Source organism: Halomonas garicola, from assembly GCF_055382465.1.
In genome coordinates this window covers 239636-256228 of the sequence record NZ_AP043931.1, presented here as the reverse complement: position 1 = coordinate 256228, position 16593 = coordinate 239636, and the positions used below count along the sequence as shown (strand labels likewise).

Here is a 16593-nt window from a genome sequence, read left to right as displayed (position 1 = left end):
GGGGGCTCCTAGCTCTCTAACTCGATATCGATGCCCAGCGAGCGGATTTCCTTCACCAGCACGTTGAAGGATTCCGGCATGCCTGCCTGCATGGCGTGGTCGCCGTCGACGATGTTTTTGTACATCTTGGTGCGCCCTTCGACGTCATCCGACTTGACGGTGAGCATCTCCTGCAGCGTGTAGGCCGCGCCGTAGGCCTCAAGGGCCCACACTTCCATCTCGCCGAAGCGCTGACCACCGAACTGCGCCTTGCCGCCCAGCGGCTGCTGGGTCACCAGCGAGTAGGAGCCGGTAGAGCGCGCGTGCATCTTGTCGTCAACCAGGTGGTTGAGCTTGAGGATGTACATGTAGCCAACGGTGACCGGACGATCAAACTGCTCACCGGTACGCCCGTCATAAAGCGTCAGCTGACCGGATTCCGGCACGTCGGCCAGGCGCAGCAGGTGCTTGATCTCGGGCTCTTCGGCCCCGTCAAACACCGCCGTTGCCATGGGAACGCCGTCCTTGAGGTTCTTCGCCAGCGCGATGACTTCGTCATCGGACAGCTGCGACAGATCCTCGACCTTCAGCGTACTTTCAGTGTTATACACCTGGCCCAGGAAGTCGCGGATTTCCGCTACCTGGGTCTCCCGGGCGTCGCGCAGCATGTGGTCGATCTTGACCCCGAGCCCGCGAGCCGCCATGCCCAGGTGGGTTTCCAGAATCTGGCCCACGTTCATCCGCGAAGGCACGCCCAGCGGGTTCAACACCACGTCCACCGGCTCGCCCTGCTCGTCAAACGGCATGTCTTCCACCGGCATAATCGCCGAGATGACACCCTTGTTGCCGTGACGGCCGGCCATCTTGTCGCCCGGCTGAATGCGACGCTTCACCGCCATGTAGATCTTGACGATCTTGAGTACGCCCGGCGCCAGGTCGTCGCCCTGGGTGAGCTTGCGCTTCTTGTCTTCAAAGCGCTCGTCCATTTCCCGGCGACGGGTTTCCAGCTGCTCGTCGGCCTGGGCCAACAGCTCATTGTGGGTTTCATCCTGCATGCGCAGCTTGAACCAGTCCTGACGCGGCAGCGCGTCGAGGTAGGCGTCATCCAGCACGTCGCCCTTGGACAGCTTCGGGCCGCCGTTGACCGTTTGCCCGCTCAGCGTGCGCTTGAGGCGCTCGTAAGTGGCTTCCTCGGCGATGCGGTAGGTTTCCTGGAGGTCGCGACGCACTTCGTCGAGCTGCATTTCCTCGATGGCAAGCGCCCGGGAATCCTTCTCCACGCCGTCGCGGGTGAAGACCTGAACGTCGATGACCGTACCGTTCATGCCCGTGGGCGCGCGCAGCGAAGTGTCCTTCACGTCGCTTGCCTTCTCGCCGAAGATGGCGCGCAGAAGCTTCTCTTCCGGCGTCAGCTGGGTTTCGCCCTTGGGCGTTACCTTGCCCACCAGGATATCGCCCGGATCGACTTCGGCCCCGATGTAGACCACACCGGCCTCATCCAGCTTGGACAGCGCCGACTCGCCGACGTTGGGAATGTCCGAAGTAATCTCCTCCGGCCCCAGCTTGGTGTCGCGCGACACACAGGTCAGCTCCTGGATGTGAATGGTGGTAAAGCGGTCTTCCTGGGCCACCCGCTCGGAAATAAGGATGGAATCCTCGAAGTTGTAGCCGTTCCACGGCATGAACGCCATGCGCATGTTCTGACCCAGCGCCAGATCGCCCATATCCACGGACGGGCCGTCGGCGAGGATGTCACCCACGGCGACGCGGTCGCCGGTTTGCACGATGGGGCGCTGGTTCATGCAGGTGTTCTGATTCGAACGCACGTACTTGGTCAGGTTGTAGATGTCCACGCCGGCTTCGCCGCCGACGATTTCATCTTCGTTGACCCGGACGACCACTCGGCGGGCGTCGACGGAGTCGATGATGCCGCCGCGGCGCGCCACTTCGCAGACGCCGGAGTCACGGGCGACAAAGCGCTCCATGCCGGTGCCCACCAGCGGCTTGTCGGCGCGCAGGGTCGGCACCGCCTGACGCTGCATGTTGGCGCCCATCAGCGCGCGGTTGGCATCGTCATGCTCGAGGAACGGGATCAGCGCGGCAGCAACCGACACCACCTGGCGCGGCGACACGTCCATCAGCGTCACCTGCTCCGGGCGCATGAAGGTGGTTTCCCCCCGGTGGCGCGCCTGGACCAGGTCGTCGTTCAGCCGGCCGTTCTCGTCCACTGCGGCCGAGGCCTGGGCGATCACGTAGTCGCCCTCCTCGATGGCGGAGAGGTGGACCACCTCGTCGGTGACCTGGCTGTCCACCACCTTGCGGTACGGCGTCTCGAGGAAGCCGTAATTGTTGGTGTGGCTATAGGTCGCCAGCGAGTTGATCAGGCCGATGTTGGGGCCTTCCGGCGTCTCGATCGGGCACAGACGGCCGTAGTGGGTGGCGTGGACGTCGCGCACCTCGAAGCCAGCGCGTTCCCGTGTCAGCCCGCCCGGCCCAAGCGCGGAAACCCGGCGCTTGTGCGTGACCTCGGACAGCGGGTTGTTCTGGTCCATGAACTGCGAAAGCTGACTCGAGCCAAAGAACTCCTTCACCGCCGCCGCGACCGGCTTGGCGTTGATCAGGTCCTGGGGCATCAGGCCTTCGCTTTCGGCCATGGACAGGCGCTCGCGCACCGCGCGCTCGACCCGCACCAGACCCACGCGGAACTGGTTTTCGGCCATCTCGCCCACGCAGCGAATGCGGCGGTTGCCCAGGTGGTCGATGTCGTCGACGTCACCAAAGCCGTTACGGATACTGATCAGCTCGCGCAGTACGCCAAGAATGTCGTCGCGATCGAGTACGCCGGAGCCGGTATCAGCCTCGCGGCGCAGACGGCGGTTGAACTTCATGCGGCCGACGCCCGAGAGGTCGTAGCGGTCTTCCGAGAAGAACAGGTTGTGGAAAAGCGTCTCGGCGGCTTCCTTGGTGGGCGGCTCGCCGGGGCGCATCATGCGGTAGATTTCCACCAGCGCCTCGAGGCGCGAACCGGTGGTATCCAGGCGCAGGGTATCGGAGATGAACGAGCCGCAGTCGAGATCGTTGGTGTAAAGCGTCTCGATGCGGGTAATGCCGCCCTGGCCGATCTGTTCCAGCAGCTCCGGGGTGATTTCGGTGTTGCACGGGCAGATCAGCTCGCCGGTCTTGGCGTCGATCTGATCCTTGGCCAGCACCTTGCCGAACAGGTACTCCATGGGCACTTCCAGACGCTCCATCCCGGCTTTTTCCAGCTGGCGGATGTGCTTCTGGGTGACCCGGCGACCCTCGTCAACGATGACGTTGCCGTCGCCGTCCTTGATATCGAAGGTGGCGGTTTCACCGCGCAGGCGCGCGGGCACCAGCTCCACCGAGAAACCGTTTTTCTCGACGTGGAACACGCTGGTGGCAAAGAACTCCTCGAGGATCTCCTCGGCGCTCATGCCCAATGCACGCATCAGCACGGACGCCGGCAGCTTGCGACGGCGGTCGATGCGCACAAAGACGTTGTCCTTGGGATCGAACTCGAAGTCGAGCCAGGAGCCGCGGTACGGAATCACCCGGGCGGAGTACAAAAGCTTGCCCGAGGAGTGGCTCTTGCCCTTGTCGTGGTCGAAGAACACGCCCGGGGAGCGGTGGAGCTGGGAGACGATGACGCGCTCGGTACCGTTGATCACAAAGGTACCGTTTTCGGTCATCAGGGGGATTTCCCCCATGTAGACTTCCTGCTCCTTGATATCCTTGATTGCCTTGTTCGAGGAATCGCGATCATAGATGATCAAGCGAACCTTGACGCGCAGCGGGGCGGAATAGGTCACGCCGCGCAGCTGACACTCCTTGACATCGAACGCCGGCGTGCCGAAACGGTAGCTGACATACTCAAGTGCCGCGTTACCGGAGAAGCTCTCGATCGGAAACACGGACTTGAAAGCCGCGTGCAAGCCGACTTCGTGACGCTCGTCGGGCGAACGATCTTGCTGGAGAAAGTCGTAGTAGGAATCAAGCTGGATGGCCAGCAAGTAGGGCACATCCATCACTTGGGGCAGTTTGCCGAAATCCTTGCGGATGCGTTTTTTCTCAGTGTATGAGTAAGCCATCTGTATTCCCCAGCTTGTTCACCATGGGTGGCCGATGCGTGGTCATCTGCCCCGCGGGCGTTTCAGACGCAGACAGCAAGCTCCTGGTCGGGTAGCTCGCCGTCAAAAATCTTCATGTCGTCGCGTTTTTAACGCATCTGCTGCTGTTTTTTGCCGTCAGTGCCGTTTACGCCGCAGGCGCGGGACCGATAGCGGTACAGGCCAAGCCAATCAGCAGCGAAACGTCCTATTATGGCAGCATGTCAGCAACAGAAAAAGGCCGGCAGCGGGAATATCCCGCCGCCAGCCGCGGAAGCTTACGCAGCGCGCAAAGCCGCCGGCATCAAGATTACTTGAGCTCGACAGCAGCGCCAGCGTCTTCCAGCTTGGTCTTCGCTTCTTCAGCGTCTTCCTTGGACATCGCTTCCTTGATGGTCGCCGGTGCGCCGTCAACGGCACCCTTGGCTTCCTTCAGGCCGAGGCCTGTGATCTCGCGAACGGCCTTGATCACGTTGACCTTCTTGTCGCCGGCGCCGGTCAGCACCAGGTCAAATTCAGTCTGCTCTTCTTCGGCTTCGGCTTCACCGCCGCCCGGGCCTGCGACGACGGCCGCCGCCGCGGTCACGCCGAACTTCTCTTCCATCGCTTCGATCAGCTCGGCGACTTCCATGACGGACATGTCGGCGACGGCGTTGATGATATCGTCTTTGCTCAGTGCCATTGTTTCATTCCTAAACGTTGCGGGAGTCTCGCGCAGGCGAAACCCAAAAGTTTTTCCGGGTTCGTGCCGCCCGGGGTTTATCCCGGTACCGCGGCGAAAAGGGGCTTACGCCGCCTCTTCATCCTTCTGGGCGCGCAGGGCATCCAGCGTACGAACCAGCTTGCCGGCGGAGGCTTCTTTCATCACCGACATCAACTTGGCGATAGCCTCGTCGTAGGTCGGCAGGCTTGCCAGGCGGTCAATCTCGGCGGCCGGGATGTACTCACCTTCGTAGGCCAGCGCCTTGACTTCGAAGTCCGGGGCCGTCCTGATGAAATCCTTGAACAGACGCGCAGCGGCGCCGGGGTGTTCGTTGGAAAACGCCAGCAGGGTCGGACCTACAAAAGCCTCGTTCAGGCACTCCCACTGAGTGCCTGTCAGGGCGCGGCGTGCCAGGGTGTTGCGCACAACACGGATCTGGACGCCATTCTCGCGCGCCTGCTTGCGCAGGTCGGTCATCTTGCTGACCGGGACGCCGCGAGAATCGGCAACAACGACGGAGAGTGCGTCCTTGGCCGCTTCACTGACTTCGGCAACAATCGCTTTCTTGCCTTCAAGTGCTAGTGGCACAGTGATCACTCCTTCGTGCCGGAAACCCCGGGGGCTTCCGAGTTACCATCTCTTCCCACCCGGGGGCGGGAAGCCTTGGGATGGTGCTCACCAGAAAGCGCAACGCGACTCCTTGTTTTTCAAAACCTGTTTTTCACAACAAGGTTTCCACAACAAGGTTTCCACAACAATCGCTTGACGTTTTACTGACTGGCGGCAACACCATCTACGCAGGCCTTTGCCATTAAGCCGCTTATCCTGCTAGGGCAGGCCGCGGCACCTGCGGTCTTTGACGGTGCACCGCGCCTGGCACGGAGACCGCAAAGTCTTGCTGAAAATTCGCTCTGACGGGAGTTAAACCAGCGACGTATGGTCGACGGTCAGGCCCGGGCCCATGGTAGTGGATAGCGTCATCTTCTTGAAATAGATACCCTTGGACGTGCTCGGCTTGAGCTTTTTCAGGTCCGAGATCAGCGCGTCGAGGTTGCCCTTGATCGCATCGGCCTCAAAGTCCGCCTTGCCAAGCGTCGTGTGGATGATGCCGTTCTTGTCGGTACGGAAGCGCACCTGGCCCGCCTTGGCGTTCTTGACCGCGGTGGCGACGTCAGGCGTTACCGTGCCGACCTTGGGGTTGGGCATCAGGCCGCGCGGACCGAGGATCTGGCCCAGCTGGCCGACGACGCGCATGGCGTCCGGCGAGGCGATCACCACGTCAAAGTCGAGCTGGCCGTCCTTGACCTGGGCAGCCAGGTCGTCCATGCCGACGATGTCGGCACCGGCGTCCTTCGCCGCCTGCTCGTTGGCGCCCTGGGTAAAGACGGCAACGCGCACGTCCTTTCCGGTGCCATTGGGCATGACGGTGGCGCCGCGCACGACCTGGTCGGATTTACGCGGGTCAACGCCCAGGTTAACGGCAACGTCGAGGGATTCCTTGAAGTTGACGGTGGACAGCTCGGCGAGCAGCGCAACCGCCTCCTCAAGAGAATACGTCTTGTTGGAGTCAACTTTTTCGCGAATCTGCTGCGCGCGCTTGGTTAGCTTCGCCATGATTACAGACCCTCCACGTTGAGGCCCATGCTGCGGGCGCTACCGGCAATGGTGCGCACGGCGGCGTCGAGATCGGCAGCCGTCAGGTCCGGCTCCTTGGTCTGGGCAATCTCTTCGAGCTGCTCGCGGGTAACGCTGCCAACCTTGGCCTTGTTCGGCTCGCCGGAACCTGACTGAACGCCGGCGGCTTTCTTCAGCAGCACGGCGGCAGGCGCGGTTTTGGTGACGAACGTAAAGCTGCGGTCGGAGTACACGGTAATGACCACGGGCGTGGGCAGACCGGGCTCGATATCCTGGGTCTCGGCGTTGAACGCCTTGCAGAACTCCATGATATTGACGCCGTGCTGACCCAGCGCGGGGCCCACCGGCGGACTCGGGTTGGCTTTACCTGCAGCAACCTGCAGTTTGATGTAAGCCTGTACTTTCTTGGCCATTTTCTACTCCAGTTGGGTGATAGCGCCTTGCGGCTCCCCGGTAACAACGGGCCGCAACACAGGCGGCCCGCATGAAAATCGTTTTCCGGCCGGCTTTCCCGGCCTTTTCTGCCCGACCTACTCTTTCTCGACCTGAGCGAACTCGAGCTCGACCGGCGTGGCGCGGCCAAAGATCAGCACGCTGACCTGCAGGCGGCTCTTCTCGTAGTTGACCTCTTCGACCACGCCGTTGAAATCGGCGAAGGGGCCGTCGGTAACGCGCACCGACTGGCCGGGCTCGAACATGGTCTTGGGCCGCGGCTTGTCGGTGCCGTCTTTTACCCGGCGAAGAATCGCCTCGGCTTCGCTGGTGGTGATCGGCGCGGGCTTTTCCTTGGTGCCGCCGATAAAGCCCATGACGCGGGGCGTTTCGTTGACCAAATGCCAGGTATCGTCGGTCATTTCCATCTCGACCAGCACATAGCCGGGATAGAACTTGCGCTCGCTTTTGCGGCGCTTGCCGTCACGCATCTCGACGACTTCTTCGGTAGGCACGAGGATCTCGCCAAAAAGATCCTCGACCTGATAAAGCTTCACGCGCTCGGCAAGCGAGCGCAGGACATGCTTTTCAAAACCGGAATACGCGTGAACGACGTACCAACGCTTGGACATGAAAACTCCTAACCGATCACGCCGGACATCGCCCAGCTGAGAAGCGTGTCAATTAACCACAGCAACAGGCCGACCACCATGACGGCGACCAGCACGATTGCGGTTGTCTGCACGGTCTCCGGCCGTGTGGGCCAGACAACGCGCTGTATTTCTTTCTTGGACTCGCGCGCCAGAGTGAGCAGGCTGCGCCCTTTGGTCGTGGTCAGTGCCACGGCGCCGGCAAGCAGGCACAAAACCACAACGCCCAGCACGCGGTACAAAAGACCGATGCCGGCAAAATAGGTGTTGGCCACTACCGCTACTGCCAACAGCGCGACTACCGCCGCCCATTTGAGCCCGTCATGACGCGACTGCTGCACCTCGGCGCCATGCTTTACAGACTTAGGCTTCATAAAAACGAAACTCCTCGGGAGTGCGGCAAACGATAAAGGAAATCGGGAAAGGCACGCCAACTTGGGGAAAGCTGGCAGGCCAGGAGGGACTCGAACCCCCAACCTGCGGTTTTGGAGACCGCTGCTCTGCCAATTGAGCCACTGGCCTGTATCGTCGCTGCTGAGGCGATCATTGCGATGCCATGCAACAGCGGCCGTCATGTTAGCGAAGAAACCTCCGCCTGACAACCCTTGCGCCCTCACACCGCCAAGCACTCTCTCGGCGGCGGAGACAAAAAAAGCGAGCCTGGCTCGCCTTTTTGCAATGTGGAGCTCATGGACGGAATTGAACCGTCGACCTCACCCTTACCAAGGGTGTGCTCTACCCCTGAGCTACATGAGCAAACGTTACATGAACTGGAGCGGGCAGCGGGGATCGAACCCGCATCATCAGCTTGGAAGGCTGAGGTTCTACCATTGAACTATGCCCGCTTGGCACTACGCCCGCTTCAATCACTTGCGTCACTGCGGCATCTTTCTGCTGCCCGCTTGGCAACTTGTGGCTGCCAGTCATGCAAAGCTGGTGGAGGGAGAAGGATTCGAACCTTCGAAGCTTTCGCGGCAGATTTACAGTCTGCTCCCTTTGGCCACTTGGGTATCCCTCCATCACTGGCGGCGCATTCTACCGCCTTCCAAGGCCGTGTCAAGCCATGCTGCTGCTCGGTAGCAGCGCCGTTTGGCGACACCCTTCCGCCCTGGAACGCGCTGCATTCTGTCAAAGCAGCATGGAGAATGCAAGGCCTGCGCGGATTTTTTCCAGCGCCGGGCTTGCCGGCACGCCGGGCGCCCCGGACATCCGCCCGGCACGCTCGGCAAGCGTCAGCGGGAAACAGGCCTCGAGCCCGCCGTAGACCATGTCCGGCCATACCGCATGGGGCACGGGCACCCCGCGGGAAACCACCCGGGCATCGCCGCCGGTAAGCAGCATCGGCAGCGCCACGCCGTGCTGATCGCACACTTCGCTGTAAATGCGCTGCACCGCGCTGGTGGCCGCCATATAGATGCCGTGATTGACCGCATCCACGGTGGAGCGCCCCGGCGTCAGCAGGGTATCGGCCTCGCCCTCGGAGTCAATGGCGACGTTGCGGGTGCCGAGCCTCAAGCTCTCCTTCATCAGCCGCAGCCCGGGGACGATATAGCCGCCGGCGTGGGCGCCGCCGGGCAGCACGAAGTCCACGGTAATAGCGCTGCCGCAGTCCACCGCGCAGCAGCCGCCGGCCAGCTGGTAGCCGGCAAGCGCACCCAGCCAACGGTCCACGCCCAGCCGCCAGGGCTCGTCGTAGCCGTTGGTCACGCCCAGCGCTTCCCGGGTGGAGCGCCCGACATAGACGCGGGGCACCCGGGTGCGCAGCAGCGCCACGGTGTCGTTGAGCACCTCCCGGCGGGCGACGCTTGAGATGCGCACCGCCTCCACCACGTCGAGGTCGGGAATGTCGGCCCCCGGGCGCCACTCTTCCCGGGTCCACACCGCCCCGCGGGAGCGGATCTCGCTGCTTTCGGTATCCTTTAGCCGCCACTTGGACAGCGTGTTGCCGATATCCAGATCGAGAATCATGGCCGGCCGCGCACGCTGATTTCACCGCCGGCAAGCGCCCGCTCCGTGCCGCCCTCGCTCACCCAGAGGTTGCCGGCACTATCTACCTCCCCGGCCACCGCAACGCTTTGAGCATTGCCTACCAGCACGTCGACCGAGTGACCGGCGTAGGCATGGCGCCGGTTCCATTCACCCCGCCAGGCGCCGAAGCCCTCGCTTTCAAACGTCGCCAGCATGGCCAGCAGCCCGGCCACTACGTCGGCGGCCAGGGCGTTGCGATCAATATCGGGGCAAGCGTCGGCAAGCACCGCCACCGGCTGGCCGATGGCCTTGCGCAGGGTCTCGGGCAGGGCCAGATTCATGCCCACGCCGAGCACCACGTCGCAGGGCCCGGCGGCGTCGCCGGTCACCTCGACCAGGATGCCGGCCAGCTTGGCAAGGGAACCATCGGGCGTTGCCAGCAGAATATCGTTGGGCCACTTGAGCTGCGGCCGGGCGCCGTAGCGCTCGAGCACCTCGGCAACGACGACGCCGATCGCCAGACTGAGCCCTTCCAGGGCGGCCACGCCGCTGTCAAAGCGCCAGCCCACCGAGAGCATCAGGCTCTGCCCCCAGGGCGTCAGCCAGGCGCGCCCGCGCCGGCCGCGACCGGCGGACTGCTGCTCTACCAGGCATACCTCGCCGTGGCCGGCGCCCTGGGAAAAGCGTCGGCGCAGGTACTCGTTGCTCGACGGCAGCGTGTCTTCGACAAATAGCCGAGCGAGCCGGCGCCGGGCGTCGGCCGGCAGGTGCGCGACAATGCGCGCGCCGTCCAGCGGCGTCAGCGGCTGGGCCAGCTGATACCCGCGCCCCTTGACCGCGCTCACCTCGACGCCGGCGGTCTCGAGCTTTTTCAGCTGCTTCCACACGGCCGCCCGGGAAATCCCCAGAGCCTTGCCCAGCTGTTCGCCGGAATGCACCTCGCCGTCGCTTAACAAACGCATCAGATTGCCGATGGTCATGACCCTGCCCTGCCGGGGAAAACGGCTATCTTACCGGATGCCGTGCAGCGGCGAAAAGCTCCCCGCCCGGGCCCGTGCCATCGGCGCCGGCAAATACGGTCGTCGAATACAACGCTGGCCGCCATGCGCCCCCAGCCCGTATAATACCGGCCTATATTTTTAAGCAGGATCGCTTCGTGATCGAGAATCTTCGCAATATCGCCATCATCGCCCACGTTGACCACGGCAAAACCACCCTGGTCGACAAACTCCTGAGCCAGTCCGGCACTCTCGACCGCAAGGCCGAAGGCCAGGAGCGGGTAATGGATTCCAACGACCAGGAAAAAGAGCGCGGCATCACCATTCTGGCCAAGAACACTGCCATCCAGTGGCAGAATGGAGCCGGCACCGACTACCACATCAATATCGTCGACACCCCCGGCCACGCCGACTTCGGCGGCGAGGTCGAGCGGGTCATGTCCATGGTGGACTCGGTGCTGCTGCTGGTCGACGCCGTGGACGGCCCCATGCCGCAGACTCGCTTTGTCACCCAGAAGGCGTTTGACCAGGGGCTCAAGCCCATTGTGGTGGTCAACAAGATCGACCGCCCCGGCGCGCGGCCGGACTGGGTCATCGACCAGATATTTGATCTGTTCGACAACCTCGGCGCCAGCGAGGAGCAGCTCGATTTCCCCATCATCTACTGCTCGGCGCTCAACGGCATTGCCGGTCCCGACCCCGACGAGCTGGCCGATGACATGACGCCGATGTTCCAGTCCATCGTCGATATCGTCGAGCCGCCCAAGGTAGAAACCGACGGCCCCTTCCAGATGCAGATCTCGGCGCTGGACTACTCAAGCTACGTCGGCGTCATCGGCCTGGGGCGCATCGTGCGCGGCAGCGTCAAGCCCAACCAGCAGATCACCGTGATCAGCAAGGAAGGCAAGGAGCGCCGGGGCAAGGTCGGCCAGGTCATGACCCACATGGGCCTTGAGCGGGTACAGACCGAGGAAGCCACCGCCGGCGACATCATCTGCATCACCGGCATCGAGAACCTGGCCATTTCCGATACGCTGTGCGATCCGGCCGCCGCCGAGGCGCTGCCGGCGCTGTCCGTGGACGAGCCCACGGTATCGATGACCTTCCAGGTCAACGACTCGCCGTTTGCCGGCAAAGACGGCAAGTACGTCACCAGCCGCAACATCAAGGATCGCCTCGAGCAGGAGCTGATCCACAACGTCGCCCTGCGCGTGGAAGAAGGCGAAACCCCGGAGAAATTCACCGTCTCCGGCCGCGGCGAGCTGCACCTGTCGGTGCTGCTGGAAGCCATGCGCCGGGAAGGCTTCGAGGTGGCCGTGGGCCGCCCGGAAGTCATCATCCGCGAGTTCGACGGCGAGCAGCAGGAGCCCTACGAAGAAGTCATCATCGACTGCGAAGAGCAGCACCAGGGCGCCATCATGGAGGAGCTCGGCTACCGCAAGGGCGAGATGACCAACATGCACCCCGACGGCAAGGGCCGCGTGCGGGTGGACTTCACCATCCCCGCGCGCGGGCTGATCGGCTTTCGCGGCCAGTTCATGACCCTGACCTCGGGCACCGGCATTCTGACCAGCCGCTTTGACCACTACGGCCCGCTGCGCCCGGACGCGGCCATCGAGCGGCGCAACGGCGTGCTGGTCTCCATGGCCACCGGCAAGGCGCTGGCCTACGCGCTCTATGCCCTCCAGGACCGCGGCAAGCTGATCGTCGAGCACGGCACCGAGGTTTACGAAGGCATGCTGGTCGGCATCAACAACCGCGCCGACGACATGACCGTCAACCCCACCAAGGCCAAGAAGCTCGACAACATGCGCTCCTCGGGCGCCGACGAAAGCCTCGATCTGGTAACGCCGGTGCGCTTTACCCTGGAACAGGCCATCGAGTTCCTCGACGACGACGAGCTGGTGGAAATCACGCCCAACCATCTACGCCTGCGCAAGAAGCACCTCACCGAGAACGAGCGCAAGCGCGCCAACAAGGGCAAGTAAGGCACCGCTCGACGAGCCACCCGCTGCGCATGAACCGGCCCGCCTTTTCGGCGGGCCGTTTTTTTACTCATCCGTCATCCGGCGCCGATCCCGCTCGCGCTGGGCCCGCTTGTGCCGGTAAAGCCGCACCGCGGCAATGCTCAGCGCCGCGGCCAGCATCAGCAAAAGCGTCACCCCCTGCCACGGCCTTGCGCCGTCGCCGAGCACGGTCTCCAGCGTGATGATGGCAATGAGCCCCGCCGCCTGGGTGCCGATCGCCAGCGCCCGCAAGGGGTCATAGGTTGGCCGTGCCATTAGCGCCTCCGATTGTCGCTATCCCGTGGTACAGTCAGCCCATTGTACCCGCTTGCCGGGCACTTTACGGACAACGCCGCATGAACGCCGTCGCTTTGGGGCCCATACTGATGCCGCTGCCATGCCTCTACGCGCTCGCCGCCGCCCTGGCGCTGCTCGCCGGCGTGCTGGGCTACGCGCTGCGCTGCGCCGAGGCGAAGCCTGGCGGCCGATGGCAGGGGCTCGCGCACACGGCGCTGCTGACGCTGAGCGCCGGCGGGCTGGGCCTGGTGTTTGCCGCCCTGCTGCCGCCCGCTACCCATAGCGGGCCGACGACGCTGCCCGACATTACCCTGGAAGACCTCGACGGCAATGCCGTAGCGCTTGCCGAGCTGCCCGGGGCCGCCGGCCCCGAGCGCGACACGCCGATCATCGTCCACCTCTGGGCCACCGGCTGCCCGCCGTGCCGCCGAGACATGGCGCTGCTGGCTGAGCTCGGCGGGCGCCGCGACGTACGCGTGGCAAGTATCAATCAGGGCGAAGACCTGCTCCCCGCGGTGCGCTACCTGGATAACACAACGCCGGGCGCGCCGGCGTTCGATATCGTCCTGCGCGACCCGCAGCAGCGGCTGATGGCCGCCTTTGACGCCACGCGGCTGCCGCTTACCCTGCTGCTCGACGCCCGCGGCCGGGTGCAGAAGCGCCGCGCCGGCGAGCTCAACCAGGCCACCCTCGCCCGCTGGCTGGGTCGCTGATCGGCGTGCACCAACGCATAAACCGTGCGGCACCTTAATCCGCCCGGCGCTTTGCGTTAGAATCCCTCGCCTTTGAGACGCTGCCGCCTTCCCCGCCGGCAGCGTTGTCCCGATTGACCGCATCCTCCGAGGCACCATGAGCGATTTTTCCCCCGGCCAGCGCTGGATCAGCGACGGCGAAGCCGAGCTCGGGCTTGGCACCGTACTCAACGGCGATGCCCGAAGCGTCACCGTCCTGTTCAGCGCCAGCCAGGAAACCCGCACCTACAATACCCGCCAGGCGCCGCTGACCCGGGTCGCGTTCGGCGCCGGCGACCTTGTCACCGCCGCCGACGGCTGGCAGATGACCGTGGACGCCAGCCGCGAGCACCAGGGGCTGATTATCTACCAGGGCAAGGACGCCGACGGCGAGCCCTGCGAACTGCCCGAAACCAAGCTCGCCGACGCCATGCGGTTCGACCAGGCCCGGGACCGGGTGCTCACCGGCCAGGTAGACCGCAACGACTGGTTCGATCTGCGCTTTCGCACCCTGCACCACTACCAGCGCACCGAACAGCACCCGGCGCTGGGCTTTGCCGGCCCGCGCATCGACCTGATCCCACACCAGCTCTATATCGCCGACGAAGTCGCCCGCCGCCACGCCCCCCGGGTGCTGCTGGCCGACGAAGTGGGGCTGGGCAAGACCATCGAAGCGGGGCTGATTCTCCACCGCCTGCTGCTGGCCGGGCGGGTCGAACGCGCGCTGATCCTGGTGCCCGACAGCCTTTCTCACCAGTGGCTGGTGGAGCTTCTGCGCCGCTTCGCCCTCGACGTCACCCTGCTCGACGAAAGCCAGAGCGAGGCTCTTGGTGAGGGCAACCCCTTCGACAGCGGCCAGATCATACTCGCAAGCCAGGACTGGCTGTTCGCCAACCCCGCTCGCCAGCAGCAGGCGCAGAGCGCGCACTTTGATCTACTGATCGTCGACGAGGCCCACCACCTGGACTGGAGCGAAGAAGGCGCCAGCGGCCCGGGCTACCGGTGCGTGGAGGCGCTGGCCGCCGAGATCGATGCCCTGCTGCTGCTCACCGCCACGCCGGAGCAGATGGGGCTCGCCAGCCACTTTGCCCGGCTGCGCCTGCTCGACCCCGAGCGCTATCACGACCTGGAACGCTTCCGCGAAGAAGAGCAGCACTACGCCGAGGTGGCCGCCGCCATCGAAGCGCTGGACGCCGTGGGCGCCAACGGCGACGCCAAAGCCCGGGTGGAAGCGGTGATCGACGACGCCGAAAGCCGCGCGCTGCTCGCGATGCTGGCCAACCCCGAAGCCGGTCAGGACCAGCGGGAAAGCGCCCGGGCCCAGCTGCGCGAGGCGCTTCTGGACCGCCACGGCACCGGCCGGGTGATGTTCCGCAACAGCCGGCGCCACGTCGGCGGCTTCCCCGAGCGCCGCCTGCACACCGCCACCCTGGCGCTGCCTTCGGCCTACCGCCGGGTGCTGCGCCGCCTGGCCCGGGACGAGGACTACCTCGACGAGCTGCTGATCGAGACCGGACTGGATCACCCGGACGTGCTGATCTACCCCGACGCCATGTACCGGGAGCTTTCAAGCGACCCGCTCAACGCCGAGGACTGGTGGCACATCGACCCCCGGGTCAACTGGCTTCTGGAGCACCTGAGCGACGACGGCGAGGACGGCTTTGCCGGCGAGAAAGTGCTGGTCATCGCCCACCACCGAGAAACCGCCGAGGGCCTGGCCGAAGGCCTGCGCAGCCTCGGCGGCTACCACGCCCCGGTGTTTCACGAAGACCTGTCGCTGATCGAGCGCGACCGCGCCGCCGCGGCCTTCGCCGACGAGGAAGACGGCTGCCAGGTGCTGGTGTGCTCGGAAATCGGCTCCGAGGGGCGCAACTTCCAATTCTGCCGTCATCTGGTGATGTTCGACATGCCCCAGCATCCGGACCAGCTGGAGCAGCGCATCGGCCGGCTCGACCGCATCGGCCAGCAGCACGCCATCGAGCTGCACGTCCCGCTGTTCGAGGACAGCCCCGGCGTCCGGCTGATGCGCTGGTACGACGAGGGCATGGACGCCTTCAGCGCTCCCCACGGCGTGGGCAGCGAACTGTTCGAGGCCTTCGGCGATGCGCTAGCCGACGCCCTTCTCGACGACGACGCCCTCGACGAGATCATCGCCGACACCCGGGCGACGTTTACCGCCAAGCTCGCCGAGCGCGACGCCGGGCGCAACCGCCTGCTGGAGCTCAACGCCTGCCGCCCGGCACGCGCCGAACGCATCATCGAGGGTGTGCGCGAACTCGACGACGACAAGGCCCTGCCGCGCTATGTGGACCGCGCGCTGGATATCTTCGGCGTCGACAGCAAAGACCTGGGCAACGGCCTGATGCACCTCAAACCCGGCCCCCAGATGCTCGACGGCCTGCCGGGGCTGGCCAAGGGCGAGGACGGCTTTACCGCCACCTACCGGCGCGACCGGGCGCTTGCCCGGGACGACGTCCAGCGGCTTTCCTGGGAGCACCCGCTGCTGCGCGAAATGATGGGCCGCATCGTCGACGGCACCATGGGCAACACCGCTCTGGCGCTGCTCGGCCACCCGTCCATTCCCGGCGGGCGGCTAATGACCGAGCTGGTCTTTCGTACCCACTGCCCGGCGCCCAGGCGCCTGCACCTGAACCGCTTTCTGCCGCCCACCGCGGTGCGCGTGCTGCTCGACGAATCCGGCGCTAACCTCAGCGACAGGATATCCTTCACCGGCCTGGGCAAAAACCTGCAGAAGGTCAACAAATCGCTGGCCCGGGATCTGATCAAAGAGCATCACGACAAGCTGCGCAACCTGCTCACCCAGGGCGAAAGCGAAGCCGAACGCGAGCTTCCCACCATTGTGGAGGCCGCCGAGACGCGCATGCGCGCCCAGATCGACGGCGAACTTGCCCGCCTCCGGGCGCTCGCCGAGCACAACCCCGCGGTGCGCGACGCCGAGCTTTCCGCGCTAAGCGAGGAGCGCGCCGCGCTGAGCGAGGCCATCGAAGCCACCCGCCTGCGCCTGGACGCCGTACGGGTGATCATCACCGTGGATGCCGAAGGCTAG

At 64.5% G+C, this 16593-nt stretch carries 13 protein-coding genes and 4 tRNA genes; 3 read left to right on the top strand and 14 right to left on the bottom strand.

Features of this window, described 5'->3' with window-relative positions; translation table 11 throughout:
* Positions 1-8 precede the first annotated feature (8 nt).
* From rpoB to ACZ46Y_RS01425, 13 genes are all read right to left on the bottom strand, one after another.
* On the bottom strand, positions 9-4088 hold the full coding sequence (gene rpoB, locus ACZ46Y_RS01485) for a DNA-directed RNA polymerase subunit beta (RefSeq protein WP_311956086.1): 4080 nt from the start codon (positions 4086-4088) through the stop codon (positions 9-11).
* 328 nt (positions 4089-4416) lie between these two features.
* Positions 4417-4788 carry a 50S ribosomal protein L7/L12 gene (rplL, locus tag ACZ46Y_RS01480; protein ID WP_311956088.1) on the bottom strand — a complete coding sequence of 124 codons (372 nt, stop codon included), beginning with the start codon at positions 4786-4788 and terminating at the stop codon, positions 4417-4419.
* A 105-nt stretch (positions 4789-4893) separates the two neighbouring features.
* A complete protein-coding gene (gene rplJ / locus ACZ46Y_RS01475) occupies positions 4894-5397 on the bottom strand; it encodes a 50S ribosomal protein L10 (protein WP_311956091.1) in 504 nt (167 codons plus the stop codon).
* A gap of 333 nt (positions 5398-5730) precedes the next feature.
* On the bottom strand, positions 5731-6423 hold the full coding sequence (rplA, locus tag ACZ46Y_RS01470) for a 50S ribosomal protein L1 (protein ID WP_311956093.1): 693 nt from the start codon (positions 6421-6423) through the stop codon (positions 5731-5733).
* A 2-nt stretch (positions 6424-6425) separates the two neighbouring features.
* The gene (gene rplK / locus ACZ46Y_RS01465) at positions 6426-6857 is read right to left on the bottom strand and encodes a 50S ribosomal protein L11 (protein ID WP_311956096.1); all 432 of its coding nucleotides are present in this window, start codon (positions 6855-6857) and stop codon (positions 6426-6428) included.
* Positions 6858-6974: 117 nt separating this feature from the next.
* On the bottom strand, positions 6975-7508 hold the full coding sequence (nusG, locus tag ACZ46Y_RS01460; protein ID WP_311956099.1) for a transcription termination/antitermination protein NusG: 534 nt from the start codon (positions 7506-7508) through the stop codon (positions 6975-6977).
* An 8-nt stretch (positions 7509-7516) separates the two neighbouring features.
* The gene (gene secE, locus ACZ46Y_RS01455) at positions 7517-7900 is read right to left on the bottom strand and encodes a preprotein translocase subunit SecE (RefSeq protein WP_311956102.1); all 384 of its coding nucleotides are present in this window, start codon (positions 7898-7900) and stop codon (positions 7517-7519) included.
* Between the two features lie 72 nt (positions 7901-7972).
* A tRNA-Trp gene (locus tag ACZ46Y_RS01450) sits at positions 7973-8048 on the bottom strand.
* Positions 8049-8207: 159 nt separating this feature from the next.
* Positions 8208-8282: transfer RNA gene (locus tag ACZ46Y_RS01445), tRNA-Thr, on the bottom strand.
* A 15-nt stretch (positions 8283-8297) separates the two neighbouring features.
* Positions 8298-8371 (bottom strand) — tRNA-Gly (locus tag ACZ46Y_RS01440).
* 89 nt (positions 8372-8460) lie between these two features.
* Positions 8461-8544 (bottom strand) — tRNA-Tyr (locus ACZ46Y_RS01435).
* A 110-nt stretch (positions 8545-8654) separates the two neighbouring features.
* Positions 8655-9494, bottom strand: coding sequence for a type III pantothenate kinase (locus tag ACZ46Y_RS01430; RefSeq protein ID WP_311956105.1), 840 nt, complete (start codon positions 9492-9494; stop codon positions 8655-8657).
* A complete protein-coding gene (locus ACZ46Y_RS01425; protein WP_311956107.1) occupies positions 9491-10474 on the bottom strand; it encodes a biotin--[acetyl-CoA-carboxylase] ligase in 984 nt (327 codons plus the stop codon). Before ACZ46Y_RS01425 ends, ACZ46Y_RS01430 begins: the two co-directional genes overlap by 4 nt.
* A 176-nt stretch (positions 10475-10650) precedes the next feature.
* Between ACZ46Y_RS01425 and typA the strand changes: the two genes are divergently transcribed.
* Positions 10651-12480: a translational GTPase TypA gene (gene typA / locus ACZ46Y_RS01420; RefSeq protein ID WP_311956109.1), complete on the top strand. Its 1830-nt coding sequence runs from the start codon at positions 10651-10653 to the stop codon at positions 12478-12480.
* A 63-nt stretch (positions 12481-12543) separates the two neighbouring features.
* Here the strand turns inward: typA and ACZ46Y_RS01415 are convergent, their stop codons facing one another.
* On the bottom strand, positions 12544-12774 hold the full coding sequence (locus ACZ46Y_RS01415) for a hypothetical protein (RefSeq protein ID WP_311956112.1): 231 nt from the start codon (positions 12772-12774) through the stop codon (positions 12544-12546).
* An 80-nt stretch (positions 12775-12854) separates the two neighbouring features.
* Here ACZ46Y_RS01415 and ACZ46Y_RS01410 point away from each other — a divergent pair, with 80 nt between their 5' ends.
* Both ACZ46Y_RS01410 and rapA read left to right on the top strand, forming a co-directional pair.
* Entirely contained in the window at positions 12855-13508 is a 654-nt protein-coding gene (locus ACZ46Y_RS01410; protein WP_311956115.1) for a TlpA family protein disulfide reductase, read from the top strand.
* 136 nt (positions 13509-13644) lie between these two features.
* Complete coding sequence (gene rapA, locus ACZ46Y_RS01405) at positions 13645-16593, top strand: RNA polymerase-associated protein RapA (protein WP_311956118.1); 2949 nt, start codon at positions 13645-13647, stop codon at positions 16591-16593.

Excerpts from the sequence above, each read along its gene's own strand:
- rpoB (WP_311956086.1), bottom strand. The coding sequence starts at position 4,088 with ATGGCTTACTCATACACTGAGAAAAAACGCATCCGCAAGGATTTCGGC.
- rplL (WP_311956088.1), bottom strand. The coding sequence starts at position 4,788 with ATGGCACTGAGCAAAGACGATATCATCAACGCCGTCGCCGACATGTCC.
- rplA (WP_311956093.1), bottom strand. The coding sequence starts at position 6,423 with ATGGCGAAGCTAACCAAGCGCGCGCAGCAGATTCGCGAAAAAGTTGAC.
- rplK (WP_311956096.1), bottom strand. The coding sequence starts at position 6,857 with ATGGCCAAGAAAGTACAGGCTTACATCAAACTGCAGGTTGCTGCAGGT.
- nusG (WP_311956099.1), bottom strand. The coding sequence starts at position 7,508 with ATGTCCAAGCGTTGGTACGTCGTTCACGCGTATTCCGGTTTTGAAAAG.
- secE (WP_311956102.1), bottom strand. The coding sequence starts at position 7,900 with ATGAAGCCTAAGTCTGTAAAGCATGGCGCCGAGGTGCAGCAGTCGCGT.
- ACZ46Y_RS01430 (WP_311956105.1), bottom strand. The coding sequence starts at position 9,494 with ATGATTCTCGATCTGGATATCGGCAACACGCTGTCCAAGTGGCGGCTA.
- ACZ46Y_RS01425 (WP_311956107.1), bottom strand. The coding sequence starts at position 10,474 with ATGACCATCGGCAATCTGATGCGTTTGTTAAGCGACGGCGAGGTGCAT.
- ACZ46Y_RS01415 (WP_311956112.1), bottom strand. The coding sequence starts at position 12,774 with ATGGCACGGCCAACCTATGACCCCTTGCGGGCGCTGGCGATCGGCACC.
- ACZ46Y_RS01410 (WP_311956115.1), top strand. The coding sequence starts at position 12,855 with ATGAACGCCGTCGCTTTGGGGCCCATACTGATGCCGCTGCCATGCCTC.
- rapA (WP_311956118.1), top strand. The coding sequence starts at position 13,645 with ATGAGCGATTTTTCCCCCGGCCAGCGCTGGATCAGCGACGGCGAAGCC.